The sequence below is a fragment of the Mycobacterium sp. 852002-40037_SCH5390672 genome (assembly GCF_001665875.1).
Taxonomy (GTDB): Bacteria; Actinomycetota; Actinomycetes; order Mycobacteriales; family Mycobacteriaceae; genus Mycobacterium.
Window position 1 is genome coordinate 1 of the sequence record NZ_LZTA01000082.1, and the last position, 23,986, is coordinate 23,986.

21 protein-coding genes and 1 pseudogene are annotated in these 23,986 nt (G+C 68.1%); 10 read left to right on the forward strand and 12 right to left on the reverse strand.

What is annotated here, in order from left to right; all coding sequences use genetic code 11:
* A pseudogene (locus tag A5782_RS25565) lies at window positions 1-158 on the forward strand (beta-ketoacyl-ACP synthase); the annotation flags it as partial.
* A gap of 72 nt (window positions 159-230) precedes the next feature.
* Window positions 231-1,409 carry an alpha-hydroxy-acid oxidizing protein gene (locus A5782_RS14840; RefSeq protein ID WP_067101288.1) on the forward strand — a complete coding sequence of 393 codons (1,179 nt, stop codon included), beginning with the start codon at window positions 231-233 and terminating at the stop codon, window positions 1,407-1,409.
* Here A5782_RS14840 and A5782_RS14845 read toward each other — a convergent pair.
* The 4 genes from A5782_RS14845 to A5782_RS14860 all read right to left on the reverse strand — a co-directional run bounded on the left by A5782_RS14845 (window position 1,400) and on the right by A5782_RS14860 (window position 6,144).
* Window positions 1,400-2,941, reverse strand: a complete 1,542-nt coding sequence (locus A5782_RS14845; protein WP_067101291.1) for a DNA polymerase Y family protein — start codon at window positions 2,939-2,941, stop codon at window positions 1,400-1,402. The genes A5782_RS14840 and A5782_RS14845 overlap by 10 nt on opposite strands.
* Before the next feature lie 46 nt (window positions 2,942-2,987).
* The gene (locus tag A5782_RS14850) at window positions 2,988-3,680 is read right to left on the reverse strand and encodes a hypothetical protein (protein WP_067101294.1); all 693 of its coding nucleotides are present in this window, start codon (window positions 3,678-3,680) and stop codon (window positions 2,988-2,990) included.
* Window positions 3,681-3,849: 169 nt separating this feature from the next.
* Entirely contained in the window at window positions 3,850-5,442 is a 1,593-nt protein-coding gene (gene guaA, locus A5782_RS14855; RefSeq protein WP_197694236.1) for a glutamine-hydrolyzing GMP synthase, read from the reverse strand.
* A gap of 63 nt (window positions 5,443-5,505) precedes the next feature.
* Entirely contained in the window at window positions 5,506-6,144 is a 639-nt protein-coding gene (locus tag A5782_RS14860) for a helix-turn-helix domain-containing protein (RefSeq protein WP_067101523.1), read from the reverse strand.
* 79 nt (window positions 6,145-6,223) lie between these two features.
* On the opposite strand from A5782_RS14860, the gene A5782_RS14865 reads away from it, so the two are divergent.
* The 3 genes from A5782_RS14865 (at window position 6,224) to A5782_RS14875 (ending at window position 9,594) form a co-directional block, all read left to right on the forward strand.
* On the forward strand, window positions 6,224-7,786 hold the full coding sequence (locus A5782_RS14865) for an MFS transporter (RefSeq protein ID WP_067101297.1): 1,563 nt from the start codon (window positions 6,224-6,226) through the stop codon (window positions 7,784-7,786).
* Window positions 7,787-7,892: 106 nt separating this feature from the next.
* Window positions 7,893-8,699, forward strand: a complete 807-nt coding sequence (locus A5782_RS14870) for a class I SAM-dependent methyltransferase (protein ID WP_067101300.1) — start codon at window positions 7,893-7,895, stop codon at window positions 8,697-8,699.
* A gap of 4 nt (window positions 8,700-8,703) precedes the next feature.
* Window positions 8,704-9,594, forward strand: a complete 891-nt coding sequence (locus A5782_RS14875; RefSeq protein ID WP_067101304.1) for an alpha/beta fold hydrolase — start codon at window positions 8,704-8,706, stop codon at window positions 9,592-9,594.
* 51 nt (window positions 9,595-9,645) lie between these two features.
* On the opposite strand, the gene A5782_RS14880 is transcribed toward A5782_RS14875, so the two are convergent.
* The gene (locus A5782_RS14880) at window positions 9,646-10,803 is read right to left on the reverse strand and encodes an NmrA family NAD(P)-binding protein (RefSeq protein WP_067101307.1); all 1,158 of its coding nucleotides are present in this window, start codon (window positions 10,801-10,803) and stop codon (window positions 9,646-9,648) included.
* A 112-nt stretch (window positions 10,804-10,915) separates the two neighbouring features.
* Between A5782_RS14880 and A5782_RS14885 the strand changes: the two genes are divergently transcribed.
* The 3 genes from A5782_RS14885 to A5782_RS14895 are packed head-to-tail and all read left to right on the forward strand — an operon-like array spanning window position 10,916 to window position 14,754.
* The gene (locus tag A5782_RS14885) at window positions 10,916-11,563 is read left to right on the forward strand and encodes a TetR/AcrR family transcriptional regulator (protein ID WP_067101310.1); all 648 of its coding nucleotides are present in this window, start codon (window positions 10,916-10,918) and stop codon (window positions 11,561-11,563) included.
* 51 nt (window positions 11,564-11,614) lie between these two features.
* Complete coding sequence (locus A5782_RS14890) at window positions 11,615-12,376, forward strand: beta-phosphoglucomutase family hydrolase (protein WP_197694237.1); 762 nt, start codon at window positions 11,615-11,617, stop codon at window positions 12,374-12,376.
* Window positions 12,373-14,754: a glycoside hydrolase family 65 protein gene (locus A5782_RS14895; protein WP_067101317.1), complete on the forward strand. Its 2,382-nt coding sequence runs from the start codon at window positions 12,373-12,375 to the stop codon at window positions 14,752-14,754. The genes A5782_RS14890 and A5782_RS14895 overlap by 4 nt, the downstream gene beginning before the upstream one ends.
* Here A5782_RS14895 and A5782_RS14900 read toward each other — a convergent pair.
* Window positions 14,748-15,323, reverse strand: coding sequence for a TetR/AcrR family transcriptional regulator (locus A5782_RS14900; protein WP_067101320.1), 576 nt, complete (start codon window positions 15,321-15,323; stop codon window positions 14,748-14,750). The two genes, A5782_RS14895 and A5782_RS14900, sit on opposite strands and share 7 nt — an antisense overlap.
* Before the next feature lie 60 nt (window positions 15,324-15,383).
* Here A5782_RS14900 and A5782_RS14905 point away from each other — a divergent pair, with 60 nt between their 5' ends.
* Window positions 15,384-16,286: a TauD/TfdA family dioxygenase gene (locus A5782_RS14905; protein WP_067101323.1), complete on the forward strand. Its 903-nt coding sequence runs from the start codon at window positions 15,384-15,386 to the stop codon at window positions 16,284-16,286.
* On the opposite strand, the gene A5782_RS14910 is transcribed toward A5782_RS14905, so the two are convergent.
* From A5782_RS14910 to guaB, 3 genes are read right to left on the reverse strand one after another with little or no spacing between them, the layout of a single operon-like run.
* On the reverse strand, window positions 16,283-18,019 hold the full coding sequence (locus A5782_RS14910; RefSeq protein WP_067101326.1) for a GMC oxidoreductase: 1,737 nt from the start codon (window positions 18,017-18,019) through the stop codon (window positions 16,283-16,285). The two genes, A5782_RS14905 and A5782_RS14910, sit on opposite strands and share 4 nt — an antisense overlap.
* Window positions 18,020-18,068: 49 nt before the next feature.
* Entirely contained in the window at window positions 18,069-19,208 is a 1,140-nt protein-coding gene (locus tag A5782_RS14915) for a GuaB3 family IMP dehydrogenase-related protein (RefSeq protein ID WP_067101328.1), read from the reverse strand.
* A 7-nt stretch (window positions 19,209-19,215) separates the two neighbouring features.
* Window positions 19,216-20,811: an IMP dehydrogenase gene (gene guaB, locus A5782_RS14920; protein WP_067101331.1), complete on the reverse strand. Its 1,596-nt coding sequence runs from the start codon at window positions 20,809-20,811 to the stop codon at window positions 19,216-19,218.
* A gap of 173 nt (window positions 20,812-20,984) precedes the next feature.
* Here guaB and A5782_RS14925 point away from each other — a divergent pair, with 173 nt between their 5' ends.
* Complete coding sequence (locus A5782_RS14925) at window positions 20,985-21,398, forward strand: DUF5319 domain-containing protein (RefSeq protein ID WP_067101334.1); 414 nt, start codon at window positions 20,985-20,987, stop codon at window positions 21,396-21,398.
* A 4-nt stretch (window positions 21,399-21,402) separates the two neighbouring features.
* On the opposite strand, the gene A5782_RS14930 is transcribed toward A5782_RS14925, so the two are convergent.
* The 3 genes from A5782_RS14930 to A5782_RS14940 all read right to left on the reverse strand — a co-directional run bounded on the left by A5782_RS14930 (window position 21,403) and on the right by A5782_RS14940 (window position 23,680).
* Entirely contained in the window at window positions 21,403-22,194 is a 792-nt protein-coding gene (locus tag A5782_RS14930) for an anti-sigma-D factor RsdA (protein WP_197694234.1), read from the reverse strand.
* A complete protein-coding gene (locus A5782_RS14935; RefSeq protein WP_067101339.1) occupies window positions 22,181-22,759 on the reverse strand; it encodes a sigma-70 family RNA polymerase sigma factor in 579 nt (192 codons plus the stop codon). Before A5782_RS14935 ends, A5782_RS14930 begins: the two co-directional genes overlap by 14 nt.
* Window positions 22,760-22,849: 90 nt before the next feature.
* Window positions 22,850-23,680 carry a hypothetical protein gene (locus tag A5782_RS14940; protein WP_067101342.1) on the reverse strand — a complete coding sequence of 277 codons (831 nt, stop codon included), beginning with the start codon at window positions 23,678-23,680 and terminating at the stop codon, window positions 22,850-22,852.
* Window positions 23,681-23,986: the final 306 nt, after the last annotated feature.

Genomic DNA, 23,986 nt, shown 5'->3' on the forward strand with positions numbered 1-23,986 from the left:
AGGTGGTTCCGCCCACCCTCAATCTGGAAAACCTCGACCCCGAAATCGACCTGGACGTGGTGGCCGGCAAACCCCGCCCGGGCAACTACGAGTACGCGATCAACAACTCGTTCGGCTTCGGTGGGCACAACGTGGCCATCGCCTTCGGGCGGTACTGACGGCGACGCAGACGCCGGGCTGGATCGCCGAGCGCTCGTTTGGTGACTGAAGCACGGGGTAAAGCAGCGACTATGGCTTTCGCCGACTATCAAAACGAGTTGTACGACCAGTCGCTCCACGGCAATCAGCCGCAGTACCCGATCAGGTTCGAGGAGCTGGAGAAAAAGGCGTCGGCGGCGATGACGCCGAAAGTGCTGGGATACGTGGCAGGCGGCGCCGGTGACGAGCACACCCAGCGCGCCAACTGCGAGGCTTTCAAGCGGTGGGGGTTGTATCCGCGCATGGGAATCGCCCCCGAGCAGCGCGACATGTCCGTCGAGTTGTTCGGCATCAGGTTGCCGTCCCCGATTTTCATGGCACCCATCGGCGTCATCGGGGTATGCGACCCGGACGGGCACGGGGACATGCTCTGCGCGCGGGCCTCGGTCCGCACGGGTGTGCCGTTTTTCGTGGGAACACTGTCGGCCGACCCGATGGAAGACCTTGCCGCCGAGCTGGGCGACACCCCGGCCTTTTTCCAGCTGTACACGCCGCCGGACCGCACGATGGCCGCCAGCCTGGTGCACCGGGCCGAGGCGGCCGGCTTCAAGGGCATTGCCGTCACCCTCGACACCTGGGTCACCGGCTGGCGCCCCCGCGACCTGAGCGGCGGTAACTACCCCCAGGTGCCCAGTGGCTGCCTGGCCAACTACACCAGCGATCCGGTTTTTCGCGCCAGCCTGAGCCGGGGCGAAGACGCCACCGAGGCGGCGGTGCGCAAGCTACCGATCTTCGGTGGACCGTTTCGGTGGTCGGACCTGGAGTGGCTGCGATCCGAGACCAGCCTGCCGCTGATGGTCAAGGGCATCTGCCATCCCGACGACGTTCGCCGCGCCAAAGACATTGGCGTGGACGGCATTTACTGCTCCAACCATGGCGGTCGACAGGCCAACGGTGGGTTGCCCTGCTTGGATTGCCTGCCCGGGGTGATCGAGGCCGCCGGCGGGATGCCGGTGCTGTTCGACTCGGGTGTGCGCGGCGGCGCCGACATCATCAAAGCGCTCGCGCTGGGTGCTACCGCCGTGGGGATCGGCCGCCCCTACGCCTACGGGCTGGCCGTCGGCGGTGTCGACGGCATCGTGCACGTCTTGCGCTCGCTGCTGGCCGAAGCGGACCTGATCATGGCCGTCGATGGATATCCCTCACTCAAGGACCTGACGCCCGACGCACTCCGGCGCGTCGAATACGTTGACTCACACAGTTATTCGTAACTGCCCTCCACATACCAGCGCCGCTGGCGATAGCACAGCAGCAGCGCACGCTCACTCTCCAGCAATACCTGGGCGCGGGCGGTGCGACCCTTACCCAGGTCGGGATCCCACCATCGTTCGTCGACCGGCCAGGGCCCGGACCACCAGCACAGCCGCTCGTCCCGGCCCTGGGCGATCATGCGCGCGGGGTCGGCGGAGAACAGCCCCCGAATGGTCACCCGTATCGGATTTCCTTGGGCGTCAAGAAGTTCCACCGGATCGTCAAGCAACACCGCCGGTGAGGGCTCGGGCAGCCGGCCGGGCCACGGCAGGTCGGGGTCGGCCCGCGGTACCGGCTCGTCGCCCAGCGGGATCAGCGTGATGCGCTCGGCCGGGCCGCGCCCGCCGGACAGCACCGGCACTCGCACCGCCTCGGGGCCGAGCAGGCCCTGCACCCGCACCAGCGCCCGGCGGGCCCGCAGCCTGTCCTCCTCACCCAGGCCGCCCCAGAGCGGCAACTGCAACGCCTCGGCGGATACCACCTCCACCGCGCCCAGCCGCAACAACGTCACCGCGGCGGTGGGACGGGGATCGCGCGCGGTGCGGCTGCTCAACCATCCGTCGAGCTGCCAGCGCACCCGATCGGCGGTGGCATCCTCGGTCAACGGCTCGGCGCACCGCCACACCCGGTGCAGTTCTTCGCCGTTGGCGGTCACGGCGTGGATGGCCAGCCGGGTGCATCCCACCCCGGCGGCCATCAGCGTCTGATGCAGACGGCCGGCCAGTGAGCGCCCGGCGAACGCCGCGGCATCAACCCGGTCGATCGGCGGATCGCAATCCAGCACGGCCTCGAGTTCGGCCGGCGGCTCCCGGCCCGACGGCGGCCGTTCGGGTTCGCCGCGGGCCAACCGGTGCGCGGTCACCCCGTCGGCGCCGAACCTGGAAGCCACGTCGCTGCGCGACAGTGCGGCGAACTGCCCGATGGTACGAATCCCCATCCGCCACAACAGGTCCGTCAGTTCCTCGCGGCCGGCACCGGACAGGCTCGGCTCGGTGGCAAGTTGGCGGATGGACAGCACCGACAGAAACTTCGCATCGCCTCCCGGCTCGACGATACGGCCCGCCCGCGCCGCGAAGACCGCGGTGGACAACTGGTCGGCGATCCCGGCCTGACACTCGGCGCCGGCCACTGAACTCACAGCCACCGCATCGATCAGCCGTTCGGCGGCGGTGACCTCGGACCCGAAATAGCGGGCCGCCCCGCGCACCGGCATCACCAGGAGGCCGGGCCGCAGCACCTCGGCACGGGGTACCAGGTCGTCCACCGCCGCAACCACCGCTTCGAAGAAGCGGGCGTCGCGGTCCGCGTCGGCGGCGGTGACGTGCAGTTGCGGGCACCGGGCGGCCGCCTCCCGGCGCCGCAACCCCCGCCGCACTCCGGCCGCACGGGCGGCCGACGAGCAGGCGATCACCCGGTTGGCCAGCGTGACCGCGATCGGGGTGGTCGCGGACAGACCCGCGGCCGTCGCCGCCGCGACCGCGGGCCAATCCATGCACCAGATCGCCAAAACCCTTGAGCCAGAAGGGGGCACCACGGTATTACCCGGCTCGCGCTGGGGTCATCACCCGTCGTCCCGCACACATCCCGCTGACCTGCAGCCGCACCCCGGCGATCCGGCCGAATCCAGGGACGGGCGCCTCCCGACAGCCCGGAGTGATCTCATAACCACAGACCCGGGCGGCAAGGCGCGTGGGCGCCCCTTGCCAATCGCCACCGGTGACCAACAGGGTGCAGCCCTTGTTCCGGGCGCGGGCCACCACCGCGCGCGCCCGCGTTGGCGGCACCCGGCGCCCGCCCAGCCCCAGGACCACCAGATCCATGCCGTCGACGAGCACCGCGGCCACCTCCACCGGATCGGTTCCGGGATCCGGTATCACCGCGACCCGGCTCAGATCCGCCCCCATCTCCGCGGCGGCCAGCAGCCCGATGTCCGGCTGGCCGACGATTGCGGCGTTGCCACCGGCCGCCGTGACGGCGGCCACCATGCTCAGCAGCAGCGACCGGGCACCCGAGAGCACGGCGACCGTTCCCCGCGGCACCGGCGCGGGCAACAGATCGGCCAGCCACGACGGGAGGGCCAGCTGGAATTCCGAGTCCGGCAGCAGGTCGCCGGCGGGCGCGAAGGCCGGCCCGGCCTTCTTGCCGGAGATGCTCGCCATCCGCCGGCGAAGCGATTCCAGCTGTTCAGCACGGGTGTCCTGGCGGGGGCTGGAGGCAAAAGCCGCGGTCATGACAGCCTCCTAGCACCAGGTTCCGGGAAGTGTATTCGAATGTATGTTCGATACATTTCGAAGTAAACACCCGCCCTCCGACAACCGTCAAGCGACGCAAGGGGCAGTGTTATGCGATCGGTACTGGTGTGGCTGATGGGTGCCCTGTGGCCGATTTCGCGGCGGCCGGCTACTCCCATTCGATGGTGCCGGGTGGTTTGCTGGTGATGTCCAGCACCACGCGGTTGACCTCGGCCACCTCGTTGGTGATGCGGGTCGAGATGCGCTCCAGCACCTCGTAGGGAACCCGGGTCCAGTCGGCGGTCATGGCGTCCTCACTGGACACCGGGCGCAGCACGATCGGGTGCCCGTAGGTGCGACCATCGCCCTGCACGCCGACCGAGCGCACCTCACCCAGCAGCACCACCGGGCACTGCCAGATCAGGTTGTCCAGGCCGGCCGTGGTCAGTTCCTCGCGGGCGATCGAGTCCGCGCGCCGCAGGGTGTCCAGCCGCGCAGCGGTGACCTCGCCGACGATCCGGATCCCCAGACCGGGACCCGGGAACGGTTGGCGCGCAACGATTTCCTCCGGCAGACCCAGCTCGCGGCCGACCGCGCGCACCTCGTCCTTGAACAGCAGCCGCAGGGGCTCGACGAGCTTGAACTTCAGGTCGCCGGGCAGGCCGCCGACGTTGTGGTGGCTCTTGATGTTCGCGGTGCCGCTGCCGCCGCCGGACTCCACCACGTCGGGATACAGCGTGCCCTGCACCAGGAACTCGACACCGGAATCCTCAGAGTCCTTGTCCCCCACAATGTCTCGGACCGCTCCCTCGAAGGCCCGGATGAACTGGCGGCCGATGATCTTGCGCTTGCCTTCGGGGTCGGTCACGCCCGCGAGCGCGTCGAGGAAGGTGTCGGCCGCATCGACGGTGACCAGGTTGGCGCCGGTGGCTGCCACGAAATCGCGTTGCACCTGCGCGCGCTCGCCGGCGCGCAGCAACCCGTGGTCGACGAAGACACAGGTCAACCGGTCCCCGATGGCGCGCTGCACCAGCGCGGCGGCCACCGCGGAATCCACGCCGCCGGACAGCCCGCAAATCGCTCGACCGTCACCGATCTGGGCACGCACCTGTTCGATCAGCACCTCGGCGATGTTGGCGGCCGTCCAGTCCGCGCCCAACCCGGCGAAGTCGTGCAGGAATCGGCTGAGTACCTGCTGCCCGTGCGGACTGTGCATGACCTCCGGGTGATACTGCACGCCGGCCAGGCGCCGCTGCCGATTTTCGAAGCCCGCCACCGAAGCACCGGAACTGCTGGCCACCACCTCGAACCCGTCGGGTGCGGCCGTGACCGCGTCGCCGTGGCTCATCCATACCGGTTGCACATTCGGCAGTCCCGAATGTAGTTCGCCGCCAAGGACTTTCAACTCAGTGCGGCCGTATTCGCTGGTGCCGGTGTGCGCGACGGTTCCGCCCAGCGCCTGCGCCATGGCCTGAAACCCGTAACAGATGCCGAACACCGGCACCCCGAGATCGAACAGCGCCGGATCAATCTGGGGCGCGCCTTCGGAGTAAACGCTGGACGGCCCACCGGAGAGCACCAGCGCCAGCGGATCGCGGGCCTTGATGTCCTCCACCGTGGCGGTGTGCGGGATGACCTCGGAGAACACCCGCGCCTCGCGGACGCGGCGGGCGATCAACTGCGCATACTGCGCGCCGAAGTCCACGACGAGCACCGGTCGAGCCGGCGATCCGGAGACCTCGGATACCTCGATTTCAGGGATTTCAGTGGGGTCGGCCACGCACGCGAGTCTAGTGGCTGCCGGCATCGCCGCCGCCCCGCAGGGCTACAGCGAAAACACGTGACGCATTGTGTCGACGGCATCCGGGTCGCCGTCGAACTCGATGCGGCGTAGCGCTGCCTTACGCTTGACTTCGCTTGCCCCCAGCCGGGCGGTGACGAGGTCGGCCGCGCTGGCGGTCAGAGTCACCGAAGGCTCGCCCCGAGCGGCCGCGAGGCGGCCTTGCGTTACCGCGAACTCGAAACGGCGGCCGTCGATCTCGACGCGATACGTCGCCTCGACGTCGGCTGCGTTAGCGGCGTTGCCGCCCAGCAGTATTCCCGCGAGGAACCCGTTGAGCGGCGACACCGGGCCGTCCTCGACCGGGTCCAGTCGGTCCAGCCCGAACCACGCGATGCTGTGCAGGATCGGCAGTACCCGCTGCCAGCCCAGGTCGCTGAGCGTGTACACGGTACGCCCGATGGGCGCCGGCAGGTCGTTCCGGTCGACGAGCCCGGCCTCTTGTAGTTCTTTGAGCCGCTCGGCGAGCAGATTGGTTGCGATCCCGGGCAGCGCGTCGCGCAGGTCGCCGTAGCGGCGGGCTCCTCCGACCAGCTCGCGCAGGATCAGCAACGTCCACCGCTCGCCCAGGACGTCGAGGCCGCGCGCGATCGGGCAGTTCTGGTTGTAGTTCCGGACCGGCACCACGTCAGCCTACCGTGTTACAGACATGTTTTTCAACATATTACTTGATTTATTTGTCTATCGACTTTATCGTCTTGTCATGCATACCGCTCCGGTGCTCACGCGCTCCCGCAGTCATCCGATCGCCGCGCTCGCCGTCATCTGCCTTGGCGTCTTCGTCATCAGCGTCGATGCCACCATCGTCAACGTCGCGCTGCCCACGCTGTCACGTGAACTCGGTGCCGACACCGCTCAACTGCAGTGGATCGTCGACGCCTACACCCTGGTGATGTCCGGTCTGCTGCTCTCGGCGGGCAGCCTCTCCGACCGCTACGGCAGGCGAGGCTGGCTGAATTCCGGGCTGGCACTGTTCGCCGTAACTTCCGCGATTGCGGCACAAACGAATTCGGCGGACGCGTTGATCGCGGCACGCGCGGCCATGGGGGTGGGCGCCGCGGTGATCTTCCCGACCACGCTGGGACTGATCACCAACATCTTCACCGACCCGGTACCCCGCGCCAAGGCGATCGGACTGTGGGCGGCCATGGTCGGCGTCGGGGTGGCCGTGGGGCCGATCAGCGGCGGATGGCTGCTCGAGCACTTCTGGTGGGGCTCGATATTCATGGTGAACATTCCGATCGCGGCCCTGGCCATCATCGGCGGCACGCTGTTCGTTCCGACCTCGCGCGACCCCGCGACGCCGCGCGTCGACGTCCCCGGCCTCATCCTGTCCGCAACCGGGATCACGACGCTCGTCTACACGGTCATCGAGGCGCCCACCTGGGGCTGGACCGACGGCCGAACCGCGGCCGGATTCGCGCTCGCCGCAAGCATTCTCGCCGCATTTGCGCTCTGGGAGCGGCGCAGCACCCATCCGATGCTCGACGTCTCGGTGTTCGCCAACCGGCGGTTCTCCGGCGGCAGCCTGGCGGTGACCGCCGGGTTTCTCACCCTGTTCGGTTTCATCTTCGTCATCACCCAGTACTTCCAATTCATCAAGGACTACACGGCGTTTCAGGCCGGCGTGCGATTGCTGCCGGTCGCCGGGTCCATCGCGCTGGCCAGCATCCTTGGGCCCCGGCTGGTGGAACGAATCGGCACCACCGCCGTCGTCTCCGCAGGCCTCGCCATATTCGCCGGCGGGCTGGCGTGGGCGTCCACCGCCGACGCCGCCACGCCGTACAACCAGATCGCCGTGCAGATGCTACTGCTCGGGGGCGGCCTCGGCCTGACCTTTTCACCGGCCACCGAGGCCATCATGGGATCTTTGTCCGCCGACAAGGCGGGGGTGGGCTCGGCCGTCAACGACACGACGCGCGAACTCGGCGGCACCCTCGGAGTCGCCATCGCGGGCAGCGTCTTCGCATCGGTGTACTCGGGGCATCTGGGCGCCTCCGCCTTGACCGGACTACCCGCCGATGCCATGCGTCATTCGATGGCTGTGGCCCACACGGTGATCCAGCAACTGCCGGCGCCGCAGGCCGCTGCCGTCCGCGGCGTGGTCAACCGCGCGTTCCTGGACGGCATGCAGGTCAGCTCGCTGGTGTGCGCGGGCATCGCGCTGGGCGCCGCGATCATCGTCGCCTGGCTTCTGCCATCCCGGCAGTCGGCACACCGTCCGGAAACCGAGATCACCACGATCACCGAAAGGGCAACGCGATGAACACACCAGCTATGGGCAGCAGTTATGTCCCCGGGCACGCCGACGTGGAGGTCCAATGGCTGCTGCTGGGCGCGCCGATCGGCATCGCCGGGGCCCGGGTGCAGAAATGAACGACACAATCGAGAACCAGTACTCGACAGGACTGTCGCGCACCAACATCGAGCATGCGCTGGTCTGCGCCGGCAAAGACCTTGACCACCTCACCCCGGCCGACCTGGCATTGCTGGAGGACTTCCACACCATGGGCCGCATTGCCACCAACCAGCTGGTGGACCTGGCGCAAATCACCAGCGAGAGCTTGGTTCTCGACGCCGGCAGCGGAGTCGGTGGCACCGCCCGCTACGTCGCCGACCGCTACGGCTGCACCGTCGCTGCGGTGGACCTGACCGACGAATACTGCCAGACGAACCGTTGGCTCAACCGACTCGTCGGACTCGACGGCCTCATCACCGTTCGGCAGTCCGATGTCACCGAACTTCCCTTCCCCGACGGAACTTTCGACGTCGCCATCAGCCAGCACGTCCAGATGAACGTGCCCGACAAGGCCCGCCTGTACGCCGAGGCGCACCGCGTCCTCAAAGGTGGCGGGCGGCTTGCCCTGTGGGACATCACAATCGGGGATGATGGCCCCGCGCTCGACTATCCGCTCCCGTGGGCCGACGAGCCCGGGCGCAGCTGCCTGGTCACCCCCGAGCAATTGCGCGCCGCCGTGGAGTCCGCCGGGTTCACGGTCGAGCACTGGAACGATCTCACCGACCAGGCGGCCGCGCTCATGCAGGCCGTGCTGGCCCAGCCCGACAGCCCGCTGGGCCTGCACGCGTTCGTCACCGACTTCGGCCGGAAGGCTGAAAACCTCACCCAGGCCCTGGCCGACGGACGGCTTCGCGCCATCCAAGCAGTGTGCGAAAGGTAAATAGATGCACGCCAACGAGATTCCCGACCAGCGTTACACCATGACCTGGAGCGGCGGCCGCGGCACGGTGAAGTTCCTGCGCCGGTCCGACGGGTCGCGGTTGCGCTACTTCACGGCAGGAACCGGTCCGCCGCTCGTTCTGCTGCACACGGTCCGCACCCAGCTGGACTACTTCCAGCGGGTAGTGCCCGCGCTGTGGGACGAATACACCGTCTACGCGCTCGACCTGCCCGGGATGGGATGGTCCGACATCGCCGGCGGCGCACGCTACGGCGAGCCCGAACTGCGCGGCGCCCTCGTCGAATTCATCACCGCGCTGGACCTGCGGGACGTCACGTTGGTAGGCGAATCGATGGGCGGTGCGATCGCATTGCTGGCCTCGATCGAGCTGACAGGCCACCTGTCCAGCGTCATCGCCTTCAATCCCTACGACTACCCGAGTGGACTCGAGCGTGGCAACTGGCTCGCCCGCCTGATCGGAACGGCCGTCCGGCTCCCCGGCTCCGGGCCGATCTTCGCCCGGCTGGAAAACCGGCTCATCCTCAAAGGCATGCTTGCCGGCGGCTTCGCCGACCGCGGTGCGCTCCCGAAGGACTTCGTCACCGAACTGCGCCGCAGCGGCCGGCGCCGCGGCTACCCCACGGTGAACCGGGCCATCATGCGCAACCTCACCGGGTTCATCGACGCACGCGACCGCTACACCCAGGTGGAGGCCCCCGTGACGCTGATCTACAGCGAGCACGATTGGTCGCGCGTCGCGGACCGCGAGCAGGTCGCCCGCCGGCTCCCCCACGCCGACATCATCACAATTCCAGGCACCGGCCACTTCTCGGCGCTCGAGCGCCCAACGGAAATGGTGCGAATCATCCGCCGAAGCGCAACCGCCCGTCGATAACGCAGGGCCGGCCGGCGGCCACCGCACCACCCGCCGACCCAGACGAACCCGCTAGGACGACAGGCGTTGGTCCCACAGACGGTCAGGGGTGGCCGGCATCGCAGCGGTCTTGAGTGCGCCGAACCGGTAGGGGGTTGCCTCAGCTGACGGGGCGTGCTGGCTTTGCCACACGGCCGACTCGGCCGAATACCGGGACTGGGCGGGCTGCGGATGCTGCTGGCGTCGGTCGAAGCGGTCGAGCCGGTGCGCCGGTACCAGTCCGGTCAGCATGAGACTCCCGATCTCGCGCAGCATATTGCCTGCGGTGCGCCGGGTATCCGCCGCGCTGACGTAGCGGCGGGCGATGGTGAGAAAGTCCTCGGGTTCAACACCGGCGACATCCCGCACATGGGAGGTCGGCCCGCCCACCTCCCAGGTTCCGAGGCCGGTCTCGGGCAGGTAATGCCGCAAGCCGGACTCGAAGTACATGTCGACTCCGAGTCGCTTGGCGCCCACGCGCACAGCTCGCATGAACATCCACGGGGGAATTTCCATGAGGCGGACCCGCCGACCCAGCGCCTCGCCTATCGCGTCGGCGATATCTTTGCCGGACAACAGCTTTGGTCCAGTCGGGCGATAGGCCCGACCATCATGGCGGTGCGGGTCAAGCAAGGCACCCACCGCGACCCGGGCGATGTCTTCGTTGGACGGGGGCGCGTTGCGTCGTCCCCCCGTGCTGGGCATCGGCAGCACCCCGAGCTGGGCGGCAACCGGCAGAACTTGGAAATAGTTGTCAGCGAAAAACCCAGGATCAACGGCGACATGGGCGGTGTCCGGCAGCAGTTCAAACAGTTTGTCGGACAACCACTGCTGACGCGTCATCAAAGACGGATGCTCCGGACTGGCCAGCCACTGCCCCAGCGCGACCACTGCCTCAACGCCGCTGCGGCGCGCAGCCACGGCGAAGGAGACCGCACTGTCGAGTGCATGCGGGTGGTACGGGGGGTTGAAGAACAATCGGTCCACACCGTCGACTGCGGCCTGAACTTGTTGGAAGTCAAGCATATCCGCGACAACGATCTCGGCGCCCAAGGCGCGCAACCGTGCGCTGCGCCCGTCGTCGCGACGTACCAGGGCCCGCGTCGCCACGCCCTTTTCCAGTAATTGCGCTACGACCGCCCCGCCGATCCTTCCGGTGGCGCCGGTGACCAGCACCCGTGTGTTTGTCATTGGAGTTCCCTTCCTCATCGGATATGGTCGATGTGACCAATGGTTACTTCCGTAGTATGCGGCCGCTATGTGACCGCTGTCAACATCCGGGCGGACGTGAGATGGTAAGGGCATGGGTTCCGTGAGCACCGACTCCCCTGGCAAAAAGGGTTACCACCACGGGGCGTTGCACTCGGCCCTCATCGAGGCGAGCATCGCGCTGGCCCGCGAGGGCGGACCCGATCGGGTGATCCTGCGTGAGGCGGCCCGGGCCGCCGGAGTGTCGCACTCAGCCGCCTACCGCCACTTCGCCGACCGCGAGGCGCTGCTGGCCGAGGTGTCGCGCTTCGCGCGCAGCGAGCTCGCCGCGCAGATGCGCCGACGTGTCGATCGCAGCAACGATCCCCGCAAGAGGCTGCGCGCGGTCGGCACCGCCTACATCGACTTCGCGATTTCGGAGCCGGGGCTGTTTCGCACCGCGTTCACCTCGCATCCCGCGACATCCCCTGACGCGGAGCACACCACCGCCGGCGCCGAACCCTTCGACGTCCTCGGTCAGGTGCTCGACGAAGTCAAGGCCGCCGGTCTCCTGGATGCTGGGCGCCGACCGGGAGCCGAGGTCGCCGCCTGGTCAGCGGTGCACGGCCTGGCCGGGCTGCTGCTCGACGGACCGCTGCCCGCCAGCCCCGCCGCAATCAGATTCTCGCGAGACCAGGTGTTGGACCTCATCGAGCGCGGACTGCTGAACGACACCCCGCCGCACGCGAGTGAGCACGGCTGAAACCTGGCGGCACGCGCGCAACCATGGTGGAGTGGATAGCGCCCAACCCCGATACCCGAGAGCGAGGTACCCGTGCTGGGTCTGCCAGAGAAGGTGCGTGCCTGTCTGTTCGACCTCGACGGCGTGCTCACCGACACCGCCAGTGTGCACACCAAAGCCTGGAAGGCCATGTTCGACGCCTACCTGTCCGACCGGGCCAAGCGCACCGGCGACGAATTCGTCCCCTTCGACGAGGCCGCCGACTACCGCGAATACGTGGACGGCAAGAAGCGCGAGGACGGGGTCCGGTCGTTTTTGGAAAGCCGCGACATCCACCTGCCCGACGGCAGCCCCGACGATCCCGATGACGCCGAGACGATCTACGGCCTGGGCAACCGCAAGAACGACATGTTCCAGAAGGTCTTGAAGGAAGACGGCGTCAAGGTGTTCGACGGGTCGCGGCGCTACCTCGAGGCGGTGTCGGCCGCGGGGCTGGCAATCGCGGTGGTGTCCTCGAGCGCCAATACCCGCGACGTCCTCGAGATCACCGGCCTGGACCGGTTCGTGCAGAAGCGGGTGGACGGCATCACCCTGCGTGACGAACACATCGCCGGCAAGCCGGCCCCCGACTCCTACCTGCGTGGGGCGCAGCTGCTCGACGTCCCCCCCGACGGGGCGGCCGTGTTCGAAGACGCCCTGTCCGGGGTCGCGGCCGGCCGGGCCGGTAACTTCGGGTTCGTGGTGGGCGTCGACCGAGTGGGGCAAGCCGAGGACTTACGCCGCAACGGCGCCGACGTGGTGGTCACCGACCTCGCCGAGTTGCTGCAGTCATGATCACCGACGAATCGTTCCCCGTTGACCCCTGGCACGTACGCGAGACCCAGCTCGACCTCAATCTTCTGGCCCAGTCCGAATCCCTGTTCACCTTGTCCAACGGCCACATCGGGCTGCGCGGCAACCTCGACGAGGGCGAGCCATACGGCCTGCCGGGCACCTACCTGAACTCCTTCTACGAGATCCGGCCGCTGCCCTACGCCGAGGCCGGTTACGGCTACCCCGAAGCCGGCCAGACTCTCGTCGACGTCACCAACGGCAAGATCATCCGACTGCTGGTCGAGGACGAGCCATTCGACGTGCGCTACGGCGAATTGCTCTCCCACGAGCGGAATCTGGACCTGCGCGCCGGAACGCTGACCCGCGGCGCGCACTGGCGCTCCCCGGCGGGCAAAGAGGTCAAGGTGGTCTCCACCCGGCTGGTGTCGCTGGCCCAGCGCGGCGTCGCCGCCATCGAGTACGTGGTGGAGGCGGTCGGCGAATTCGTGCGCGTGACAGTGCAGTCCGAACTCGTCACCAACGAAGACCAACCGCATACGTCCGGCGACCCGCGGGTGGCGGCCATCCTGGAGAACCCGCTGGAAGAGGTCGCCCACGAATGCACCGATACCGGTGCGGTTCTCATGCACCGGACCCGCAGCAGTGCGCTGATGATGGCCGCTGGTATGGATCACGAGGTGGACGTCGCCGGCCGCGTCGAGATCGGCACCGATGCGCGCGCCGATCTGGCGCGCACCACCGTGATCTGCGGCCTGCGCGAGGGACAGAAGCTGCGCATCGTCAAGTACCTGGCGTACGGCTGGTCGAGCATGCGCTCGCGTCCGGCGCTGCGCGACCAGGTCGCCGCCGCGTTGCACAGCGCCCGCTACACCAGTTGGCAGGGGCTGCTGGATGCGCAGCGGAAATATCTGGACAACTTCTGGGATTGCGCCGACGTCGAGGTCGAGGGCGATCCCGAATCCCAGCAGGCCGTGCGATTCGGGCTCTTCCACCTGTTGCAGGCCAGCGCCCGCGCCGAGCGCCGCGCCATCGCCGCCAAGGGGCTCACCGGAACCGGCTATGACGGCCACGCCTTTTGGGACACCGAAGGTTACGTGTTGCCGGTGCTCAGCTACACCGCACCGCACACGGTGGCCGACGCGCTGCGCTGGCGGGCCTCGACCCTGGACCTGGCCAAGGAGCGGGCGGCCGAACTGGGGCTGGCGGGTGCCGCCTTCCCGTGGCGGACCATCCGCGGGCAGGAGTGCTCGGCCTACTGGCCGGCCGGCACCGCGGCCTGGCACATCAACGCTGACATCGCGATGGCCTTCGAGCGCTACCGCGTCGTCACCGGGGACCACGACCTGGAAGCCGAGTGCGGCCTGCAAGTGCTGGTCGAGACGGCCCGGCTGTGGCTCTCCCTCGGCCATCACGACCGGCACGGCGTCTGGCACCTCGACGGTGTCACCGGCCCCGACGAGTACACGGCGATCGTGCGCGACAATGCCTTCACCAACCTGATGGCCGCCAACAACCTGCACATCGCCGCCGACGCCTGCAACCGCCACCCCGATGTGGCCAAGGCGCTGGGGGTCACCACCGAGGAGGCGGCGTCCTGGCGCGATGCGGCCGATGCCGCCAACATTCCCTACGACGACGGGCTGGGTGTCCATCAGCAGTGCGAGGGGTTCACCACCTTTGCGGAGTGGGACTTCCAGGAGAACCACTCCTACCCGCTGCTGCTGCACGACCCTTACGTGCGCCTGTACCCCGCGCAGGTGATCAAACAGGCCGACCTGGTGCTGGCGATGCATTGGCAGAGCCACGCGTTCACGCCCGAGCAGAAGGCCCGCAACGTCGACTACTACGAGCCGCGCATGGTGCGTGACTCGTCGCTGTCGGCCTGCACCCAGGCGGTCATGTGCGCCGAGGTCGGGCATTTGGAACTCGCGCACGACTACGCCTATGAGGCCGCCCTGATCGATCTGCGCGATCTGCACCACAACACCCGCGACGGTCTGCACATGGCCTCGCTCGCCGGTGCCTGGACCGCGCTGGTGGCAGGCTTCGGCGGATTGCGCGACGACGAGGCCATCCTGTCACTGGATCCGCAACTGCCCGATGGCATTTCGCGGTTACGGTTCCGGTTGCGATGGCGAGACTTCCGGGTCACCGTCGACGTCAGCCACACCGATGTCACCTACACGCTGCGCGACGGGCCCGGCGGCAAGCTGAGGATTCGGCACGCCGGCGACGAGCTGGAGCTGAGCACCGAATCCGCGACGACGGTCGCGCTGTGTCCCCGCAAGCCACACCTGCCGCCGCCGCAGCAGCCGCCCGGCCGCGAGCCCATGCACCGGCGGGCGCTGTCCCGGGTCAAACTGTCCCGGGATCACTGAGGATCGGTGGGCCCGAGAATCCGTTGCACCTCGGCACCTGCCGCCTGGCGTATCTCGGCATCCGTCAGCTCTTCAATCCCCGTCGCGGCGCGCAGGATTGGCGAGAACAGCCGCCAACCGAACTGCAGGGCAAGGGCATTGGCCACCGCGAGCCGGGCCCTGACGTCGTCGTCGTACAACGGGCGCACGCCGTCGAGCAGCGTCGCGATGTTGGGGAAGCGCTTCTGCAACTGACCCGCCGGATAGCCGTCGAGCACGGTGCGGGCCATCACCCGCATCTGCCGGTCCATGGAACTCTCCAGGACGGCCGCGGGTGTATCGGTGCCCAGCAGGGCACTGAGGTTGGCGCCCAGGTGATCGAGCACGGCGCCGACCAATTGCTCCTTGGTGCCGAAGTGCCGGAACACCAGTCCGTGATTGACGTTGGATCGCGCGGCGATGTCGCGGATGGACGTCGCGGCCGGACCGCGCTCGGCGAACAGGTCGGTGGCGGCCTCCAGGATCGCCGCGGCCACTTCCGCGCGCCCGGTGGGCATTTTCCCGGGGCCCGTTGCAGAAGTTGTAGTCATCTGACTACACTACCAAATGTAGTCAGTCGACTACACCCGTTTCGACCCAAGGAAACGACAATGACAGGTCAGATAACCGTCACCAAGCTGGGCAGCCGCATCGGCGCCCGGGTGGACGGGGTTCGCCTCGGCGGCGACCTCGACCAGGACGCGGTCGAGAAGATCCGCCGGGCGCTGTTGACCCACAAGGTGATCTTCTTCCGTCACCAGCACCACCTCGACGACGAGCAGCAGCTCGCGTTCGCCGCTCTGCTGGGCACGCCCATCGGCCACCCGGCCGCTTCGGCCCTGGCCGCCAAGCACATCCCGGTGATCACCCCGATCGACTCCGAGTACGGCAAGGCGAACCGCTGGCACACCGACGTGACGTTCGCCGCGAACTATCCGGCGGCGTCGATCCTGCGTGCGGTCAAGCTGCCGGCCTATGGCGGCTCGACGCTGTGGGCCTCGACCGTGGCGGCTTACCAGTACCTGCCCGAGCCACTCAAGCCTCTGGTGGAAAATCTCTGGGCGCTGCACACCAACCGTTACGACTACGTCACCACCGAAGCCGCCATCTCGATGAACGACGCGCAGCGGGCGTTTCGGCAGGCGTTCGAAAAGCCGGACTTCCGCACCGAGCATCCCGTGGTGCGGGTGCATCCGGAGACCGGTGAACGCACCCTGCTGGCCGGCGATTTCGTGCGCGGCTTCGTCGGCCTGGACAGCCACGAGTCAAGCGCCCTACTTGAACTGCTGCAGCGGCGAATCACCGTGCCGGAGAACACCATTCGGTGGAACTGGACGCACGGCGACGTCGCCATGTGGGACAACCGCGCGACCCAGCACCGGGCGGTCGACGACTACGACGACCAGCCCCGGCTGATGCACCGCATCACCCTGATGGGCGATCTGCCGGTGAACGTGCACGGGGAGCACAGCCGCGTGGTCAGCGGCGCACCGCTGCAGGCGATTGCGAGCTAGCTGGCCGAGCTGACCGGATTGATCGGCAACCAGCGCAGCGCCCCCGGCGCGTCGGCCGGGACCACGGGCGCCTTGGGCGCGATCGGCTCCAGCCGGCGATACGGCTCGTTCTGCAATGGACGCTGGTCGTTCTCGCCGTTGTTCGGCCACAACGAGGCGGCCCGCTCGGCCTGGGCGGTGATGGACAGCGAGGGGTTGACGCCCAGGTTCGCCGAGATGGCCGCGCCGTCCACCACGAACAGCGTCGGGTAACCGTAGACCCGGTGGTAGGGGTCGATGACCCCGTGGTCGGCGTTGTCGCCGATCACCGCACCGCCGAGGAAATGCGCGGTCAGCGGGATGTTGAACAACTCTCCCCAGGTGCCGCCCGCCACGCCGTCGATCTTGTCCGCGATGCGGCGGGTGACCCTGTTGCCGACCGGGATCCAGGTCGGGTTGGGCTCGCCGTGGCCCTGTTTGCTGGTGTACCAGCGGATGCCCAGTTTCCCGCGCTTGGTGTAGGTGGTGATCGAGTTGTCCAGGTGCTGCATCACCAGCGCGATCATGGTGCGCTCGCTCCACTGGCGGGGATTGAGCAGCCGCAGCATGGCGCGCGGATCCTCGCGGGCGGTCTCGAGCAACTGCTTCCAGCGGGGCACGTCGGTGCCTTCGGGACCCGGCCCGTCGGTCATCAATGTCTGCAGCAGCCCCATCGCGTTGGAGCCCTTGCCGTAGCGGACCGGCTCGATGTGGGTGTCCGCCGTCGGGTGGATGGACGACGTGATCGCCACGCCGTGGGTCAGGTCCAGGTCCGGGGAGACCTCCAACCTTCCGGCTCCGACGATGGACTCGGAGTTGGTGCGGGTCAGCACGCCCAGGCGGTTGGAGAGCCGGGGCAGCCGGCCCTCGTCGCGCATCTTGAACAGCAGATGCTGGGTTCCCCAGGTTCCCGCGGCCAGGACCACATGCTTGGCGGTGTAGGTGCGCCGATCGCGGCGCAGCCAACTGCCGGTGCGTACGGTGCGTACCTCCCACAGGCCGTCGGGACGCTGCTCGAAGCGTTTCACCGTCGTCATCGGAATCACTTGTGCGCCAGAGGATTCGGCGAGCGCGAGATAGTTCTTCAGCAGGGTGTTCTTGGCGCCGTAGCGGCAGCCCGTCATGCAGCCACCACACTCGAGGCAGCCGGTGCGCTCCGGTCCCACGCCCCCGAAGTACGGGTCCGGCACCGTCTTGCCCGGGGCCTTGGTGCCGTCGGGACCGAAGAACACCCCGACCGGCGTCGGCACGAACGTGTCCCCACAACCCATCTCGTCGGCGACCTCTTTGACGATCCGGTCGGCATCGGTGAAGGTCGGGTTCTGGACCACGCCCAGCATCCGTCGCGCCTGGTCGTAGTGCGGCATCAACTCGTCGCGCCAGTCGGTGATGTGCGACCACTGCGGGTCTTTGAAGAAGGGCTCCGGCGGCACATACAGGGTGTTGGCGTAGTTCAGTGAGCCGCCGCCCACTCCGGCACCGGCCAGGATCAACACGTTCTTCAATGGATGGATGCGCTGAATGCCATAGCAACCCAGTCTCGGCGCCCACAAAAACTTACGCAGATCCCAGGACGTCTCGGCGAAATCCTCGTCGGCGTACCGGCGCCCCGCCTCCAATACGCCGACGCGGTAGCCCTTTTCGGTCAGCCGCAACGCGCTGACGCTTCCCCCGAAACCCGAACCGATGATCAGTACGTCGTAATCCGGCTTCATCGCACCAGTATGGCCTTACCGGCGGGTAACAAGCCAGCGCGGCCTGCGGTCAGCTACCGACCGTCAGGCCGACCTTTTGGAACTCCTTGAGGTCGCAATAGCCGGCCTTGGCCATCGACCGGCGCAGCCCACCGACCAGGTTGAGGCTGCCGAATGGATCGTCGGACGGCCCGTTGAGCACCTGCTGCAACGGCGGGCGCTCACCGACGGCGATCTGCAACAGCGCACCGCGCGGGAGCGACGGGTGCGCCGCGGCGGCCGGCCAGAACCATCCTTCGCCCAGCGCCTCGGCGGACTCGGCCAGCGGCGTGCCCAGCACCACCGCGTCGGCGCCGCAGGCGATGGCCTTGGCCAGCTCGCCGGAGGTGTGGATGTCGCCGTCGGCCAACACGTGCACGTAGCGGCCACCAGTCTCGTCGAGGTATTCGCGCCGCGCGGCGGCGGCGTCGGCGATCGCGGTGGCCATCGGCACGCTGATGCCCAGCACCTCGTCGCTGGTGGTCACTCCCCTGGTCGCGCCGTAGCCGACGATGACGCCGGCGGCGCCGGTGCGCATCAGGTGCAGCGCGGTGCGGTGGTCCTGCACGCCGCCGGCGACCACCGGCACGTCGAGCTCGGAGATGAAGGTCTTGAGGTTCAGCGGTTCCCCGGCCCCATCCCTATCCCGGGCCACTCTTTCAGCCGAGACGATGGTGCCCTGGATGACCAGCAGGTCGATGCCGGCAGCCACCAGCACCGGCGTCAGCGCCTGGGCGTTTTGCGGGCTGACCCGCACCGCGGTGGTGACCCCGGCGTCGCGGATCCGGGCGACAGCGGAACCCAGCAGGTCCGGGTTCAGCGGTGCCGCGTGGAACTCTTGCAGCAGCCGGATCGCCGCCGAGGGTTCGGGCTCCTTGCTGGCGGCCTCGACGAGCTGCGCGATCTTGGCCTCGACGTCGGCGTGCCGCCCGATCAGCCCCTCGCCGTTGAGCACGCCCAGGCCGCCGAGCTTGCCGAGCTCGATCGCGAACGCCGGTGACACCAGCGCATCGGTCGGATGAGCGAGCACGGGGATCTCGAACCGGTAGGCGTCCAGCTGCCAGGCGGTCGACACGTCCTGCGACGAGCGGGTGCGCCGGGAGGCCACGATGCTGACTTCGCTCAGTTCATAGCTGCGACGGGCGACACGGCCCATCCCGATCTCGACCATCTGGGCCTCAGCGTGCGTAGTAGTTGGGGGCTTCGACCGTCATGGCGACGTCGTGCGGGTGGCTCTCCCGGAGTCCGGCCGCGGTGATCCGGACGAACTGCGCCTGTTGCAACGCCTCGATACTCGGCGAACCGGTGTAGCCCATCGCCGCGCGCAGACCGCCGGTCAACTGGTGGATCACCGAGGACAGCGGCCCGCGGAACGGCACCCGGCCCTCGATGCCCTCCGGGACCAACTTGTCTTCCGAGAGCGCGTCGTCGGCGAAGTAGCGGTCCTTGGAGTACGACTTTCCGCCACCCGAACCCCGGCCGGCCATGGCTCCCAACGAGCCCATCCCCCGGTAGCTCTTGAACTGCTTGCCGTTGACGAAGATCAGCTCGCCGGGGGCCTCGGCGGTACCGGCCAGCAACGAGCCCAGCATGGCCGCCGACGCGCCGGCCGCCAGCGCCTTGGCGATGTCGCCGGAGTACTGCAGTCCGCCGTCGGCGATCACCGGCACGCCCGCCGGGCCGCAGGCCGCGACCGCCTCCAGAATCGCCGTGATCTGTGGGGCGCCGACACCGGCCACCACCCGGGTGGTGCAGATCGACCCCGGACCCACGCCCACCTTGACCGCGTCGGCGCCGGCGGCGACCAGGGCCGCGGCCGCCGACCGGGTGGCGACGTTGCCGCCGATCACCTCGACCTTCTCGCCCACCTCGGCCTTGAGCTTGCCGACCATGTCGAGCACCAGCCGGTTGTGCGCGTGCGCGGTGTCCACGATCAGCACGTCCACCCCGGCGTCGACCAGCATCATGGCGCGGACCCAGGCGTCGCCGCCGACACCGACGGCCGCGCCGACCAGCAGCCTGCCGTCACTGTCCTTGGTGGCCAGCGGGTGTTGTTCGGTCTTGACGAAGTCTTTGACGGTGATCAGCCCGGTCAGCCGGCCGTGGCCGTCGACGATGGGCAGCTTCTCGATCTTGTGGCGCCGCAACAGCCCCAGCGCCGCGTCGGCGGACACGCCCTCCTGCGCGGTGATCAGCGGGCCCTTGGTCATCACCTCGGCGACCTTCTTGGTCTGGTCGACCTCGAAACGCATGTCGCGGTTGGTGATGATGCCGACCAGCGCGCCCGACTCGTCGACCACCGGCAGGCCGGAGATCCGGAATCGTGCGCACATCGCGTCGACCTGGGCCAGGGTGTTGTCCGGGCGGCAGGTGACCGGGTCGGTGACCATGCCGGCTTCCGAGCGCTTGACCATCTCGACCTGACCGGCCTGTTCGGCGACCGGCAGGTTGCGGTGCAGCACACCCATGCCGCCGGCCCGGGCCATCGCGATGGCCATCCGCGACTCGGTGACCGTGTCCATCGCCGAGCTCACCAGCGGCACTTTGAGCCTGATCTTCTTGGTGAGCTGGCTGGAAGTGTCCGCGGTGGCGGGCACGACGTCGGAGGCCGCGGGCAGCAGCAACACGTCGTCGAACGTCAGCCCGAGCATGGCGATCTTGTGCGGATTGTTGCCTCCGGTGGGTACCGGGTCATCGACGAGACCACCCACCCGCACATAGGCACTGCCGACGAGGTCAGAGCTGTCTTCCAGGTGGGACGTGCCACGGGTCATCAGTGGGGTCCTCCATACGATGCGGGGTGAGAGACCCATCCTATCGGCTCGCCTGCCGGTGTAGCCCGCTTGCTCGGGCGCGCCGCGCGCACCAACCGGCACGGGCGAGCCACGCGGGAGGGCGAGCGTCTGCCTGCTGGCGTTATCCCGGGCGGGCTGCGTAGGCTAGAGGCGTGCGCGACCACCTCCCACCGGGTTTGCCGCCCGACCCCTTCGCCGACGACCCCTGTGATCCGTCGGCGGCACTGGAAGCCGTCGAGCCAGGCCAGCCCCTGGATTCCCAAGAGCGGATGGCCGTCGAGGCCGACCTTGCCGATCTGGCCGTGTACGAAGCGCTGCTGGCGCACAAGGGTATTCGCGGACTGGTCGTGTGCTGCGACGAATGTCAGCAAGATCACTACCACGACTGGGACATGCTGCGGGCCAATCTGCTGCAGCTGCTGATCGACGGCACCGTGCGTCCGCACGAGCCCGCGTACGACCCCGAGCCGGACGCCTACGTCACGTGGGATTACTGCCGGGGCTACGCCGACGCCTCGCTCAACGAAGCGACGTCGGACGCCGACGGTTTCCACCGCCGGCACTGATTGCTCACTGATTCGGAGTTAGCGGCGCCACCGGGGGTGGCGTCTGGCCGTGATGGTGGTGCTTGCCAACTGATGGACTCGGCGACACGCTCGGCGCGTCGGCCGGTGGACTGAGCGGCGCGGGCGTTCCCGCCTTCGTCGGTGCGATCGACGCGGCCGGCGGGGCAGCCGGGATCGCCGTGGCCGGCCCCGGCGGCGCGGCCGGGGGCGAAGCGACCGGCGGTGTGGCATTCGGGTCGCGCGCTTCGACCTTTGCGTTCAACAGCTTCAGCTGATTCATCAGGTCCTGTTTGCTGGCGGGGTCGTCAATCGACTGCACCAGGCTGCTCACCTCGGTCAGCTGGTTCTTGGCCTGATCCCACTGCCCGCGGTCGATCGATTCCTGCACCTTCGCCAGGTCGGCCTTGGCGGCCAGCATTTCCTGCTTTTCGTGCACCTGGGGCTGGTCGAAGAACATCGCGTGCAACCCGTACAGGGTGCCGCCGGGCCGGGCCTCGACCACCATGGCACCAAAACCACTGAGCACCATCAGCGCCGCGGCAACCGAACCCACGACGCTCAGGCCACGATGGCCGCGCCGGCGCTCCGCCAAACCGGTGCGCAACGCGTTGACGGCCTCTTCGGGCGTCACCAGTGCGCTGGCCGGCGGCCACCTCAGGTTGTCGCGCCAGTCCTCCAGCAGGGTGGTCAGCACGTCGACGTCGGGGTCCTCGACGTCGACCTGCCGGCGCTGGGCGAGCGCGTCGAGCAGCAGATCGGTGCGGGCGAATTCATCCAGGGATTCAGGCACAGTCACCTGCCGCAATCATCTCGGACTTCAGCCGCGACAGTGCGCGGTGCTGGGCAACGCGGACCGCCCCGGTGGTACTGCCGACGGCGGCCGCGGTCTCCTCGGCGGACAGGCCGACGACGACACGCAGGATCAGGATTTCACGTTGCTTGGCGGGCAGGATCTCGAGCAATTCGCTCATCCGGCTCACCGAATCGGCTTCGATCGCAAGCTGTTCGGGCCCCGCGTCGTTTGACCAACGCTCCGGAATCGAGTCGGTGGGATAGGCGAGATCACGTCCGGCAGCCCGGTGGGCATCGGCGACCTTGTGGGCCGCGATGCCGTAGAGGAAGGCCAGGAACGGACGTCCGCGCTCGCGATAGCGCGGCAGCGCCGTGATAGTCGCCAAGCACACCTCCTGTGCCACGTCATCCGCTGACAGGCCACCCCGATCGACTGTGCCGACACGCGCTCGGCAATATCGCACGACGATCGGACGAATGGTCTCCAGCACCTCCCGCAATGCGCCGTGGTCTCCGGTTACGGCCTTGGCGACCACAGCATCGAGACGTTCCCCTGCTGGAATTGTCATCGACGGTGATATCTCCAACGTTACGAAGCGGACACAACGCGGGCCAACCGGGCTAACTAACGAATTGACAATAACGGGCGGAAGGCCGTTTCAAGCGCAACGCCACGTTCCACCGGCGCGCCGCACTTGGCCTGCGCAGACATCTCGAATTTCGTGCAGCTGATGTGCCGGAAATGTGACACTTCCGATATCGATCAGCAAGCAAGCCAGCGCCCAACGAAGTGGTAGCAGCCCTAATCGGCCGGTGGTCGCCACCGCGATGTCGGCGATCGTGCGGGCGCGCTCGAGATCGCCGGCGCAGCACAGCGCGGCGGCCAGCACCACTTCGCTTTTGACCCGGTGCCGCGGCGATGCGACGGCCATGGCCGCGGCCAGCTCCACGCCTTCGCCGGCATGGCGGACGGCGACGTCGCCCTCGCCGCGGGCCATCGCGAGCTCGGCGGCCACCCACCGGCGGCGCACCGGCAGCCGGTCGGGCACCGGGGCTTCTGAGTTGGCCGATGCCAGCAACGGGTCGGCGCGCGCCAGCAGCGTCGCCGCGGCCGCGAAGCGCCCGACACCCAACGCGTCGGCCGCCAGCCCGATGAGGGCGTCGGCGCACGCCTCGGCGTCACCGCCGGCCAGCGCCAGGGCGCGCCCGTCCCAGCCCCGGGCCTCGGTGTGCCAACCGAGTTGGCGCAGGAACGATCCCTGCGTGCTCATGCCCAACGACACCAGCCGCCCGGCCGGAGCGCTGCGCCGTAGCACCGCGAGGTCGCGCAAGGCGGCGCCGTAGCGTCCCTGGCCTCCGGCCGCGACGGCGCGCAGCCACAGTTGGGCCGGCGTCGTCGCCGCCGGCAGCGGCCAGCTGCCGGGCCGGTCTCCGAAGGCAGCGGCGGCCAACTGCCGCCCGATCAAGGAAGTGTGACGAGTTTCAATCACAATGAGGTAGTAAACAGTTTGTGGTCTTCATGTTACCGAACCGTTAATCACTATAGCCCATGGATAAATTCCCCTTATCGGTCCCCCACCCGCTGAGCTGGGGAATCTCGTTTCGGTCAACTGCCTGGTAGCACGCCGTAGGTTTCGCGATTTCAATCGAGATGAACACAAAGTTAATTCTGCTCCGACGGGCACATATTTTGCCGGGCTAAGTGGCTATTGACGTAAATTCACCGTCGCCCCTAACGTCTACGCATGACGGGTAGTCATCGGTGACCCCACTCCACTTAATTTAAGTTGCACCTA

Bases quoted from the DNA above. Each gene is read 5' to 3' on its own strand.
- A5782_RS14840 (WP_067101288.1), top strand. From the start codon at position 231: ATGGCTTTCGCCGACTATCAAAACGAGTTGTACGACCAGTCGCTCCAC.
- A5782_RS14845 (WP_067101291.1), bottom strand. From the start codon at position 2,941: ATGGATTGGCCCGCGGTCGCGGCGGCGACGGCCGCGGGTCTGTCCGCG.
- A5782_RS14850 (WP_067101294.1), bottom strand. From the start codon at position 3,680: ATGACCGCGGCTTTTGCCTCCAGCCCCCGCCAGGACACCCGTGCTGAA.
- A5782_RS14865 (WP_067101297.1), top strand. From the start codon at position 6,224: ATGCATACCGCTCCGGTGCTCACGCGCTCCCGCAGTCATCCGATCGCC.
- A5782_RS14870 (WP_067101300.1), top strand. From the start codon at position 7,893: ATGAACGACACAATCGAGAACCAGTACTCGACAGGACTGTCGCGCACC.
- A5782_RS14875 (WP_067101304.1), top strand. From the start codon at position 8,704: ATGCACGCCAACGAGATTCCCGACCAGCGTTACACCATGACCTGGAGC.
- A5782_RS14880 (WP_067101307.1), bottom strand. From the start codon at position 10,803: ATGACAAACACACGGGTGCTGGTCACCGGCGCCACCGGAAGGATCGGC.
- A5782_RS14885 (WP_067101310.1), top strand. From the start codon at position 10,916: ATGGGTTCCGTGAGCACCGACTCCCCTGGCAAAAAGGGTTACCACCAC.
- A5782_RS14895 (WP_067101317.1), top strand. From the start codon at position 12,373: ATGATCACCGACGAATCGTTCCCCGTTGACCCCTGGCACGTACGCGAG.
- A5782_RS14900 (WP_067101320.1), bottom strand. From the start codon at position 15,323: ATGACTACAACTTCTGCAACGGGCCCCGGGAAAATGCCCACCGGGCGC.
- A5782_RS14905 (WP_067101323.1), top strand. From the start codon at position 15,384: ATGACAGGTCAGATAACCGTCACCAAGCTGGGCAGCCGCATCGGCGCC.
- A5782_RS14910 (WP_067101326.1), bottom strand. From the start codon at position 18,019: ATGAAGCCGGATTACGACGTACTGATCATCGGTTCGGGTTTCGGGGGA.
- A5782_RS14915 (WP_067101328.1), bottom strand. From the start codon at position 19,208: ATGGTCGAGATCGGGATGGGCCGTGTCGCCCGTCGCAGCTATGAACTG.
- guaB (WP_067101331.1), bottom strand. From the start codon at position 20,811: ATGACCCGTGGCACGTCCCACCTGGAAGACAGCTCTGACCTCGTCGGC.
- A5782_RS14935 (WP_067101339.1), bottom strand. From the start codon at position 22,759: ATGACAATTCCAGCAGGGGAACGTCTCGATGCTGTGGTCGCCAAGGCC.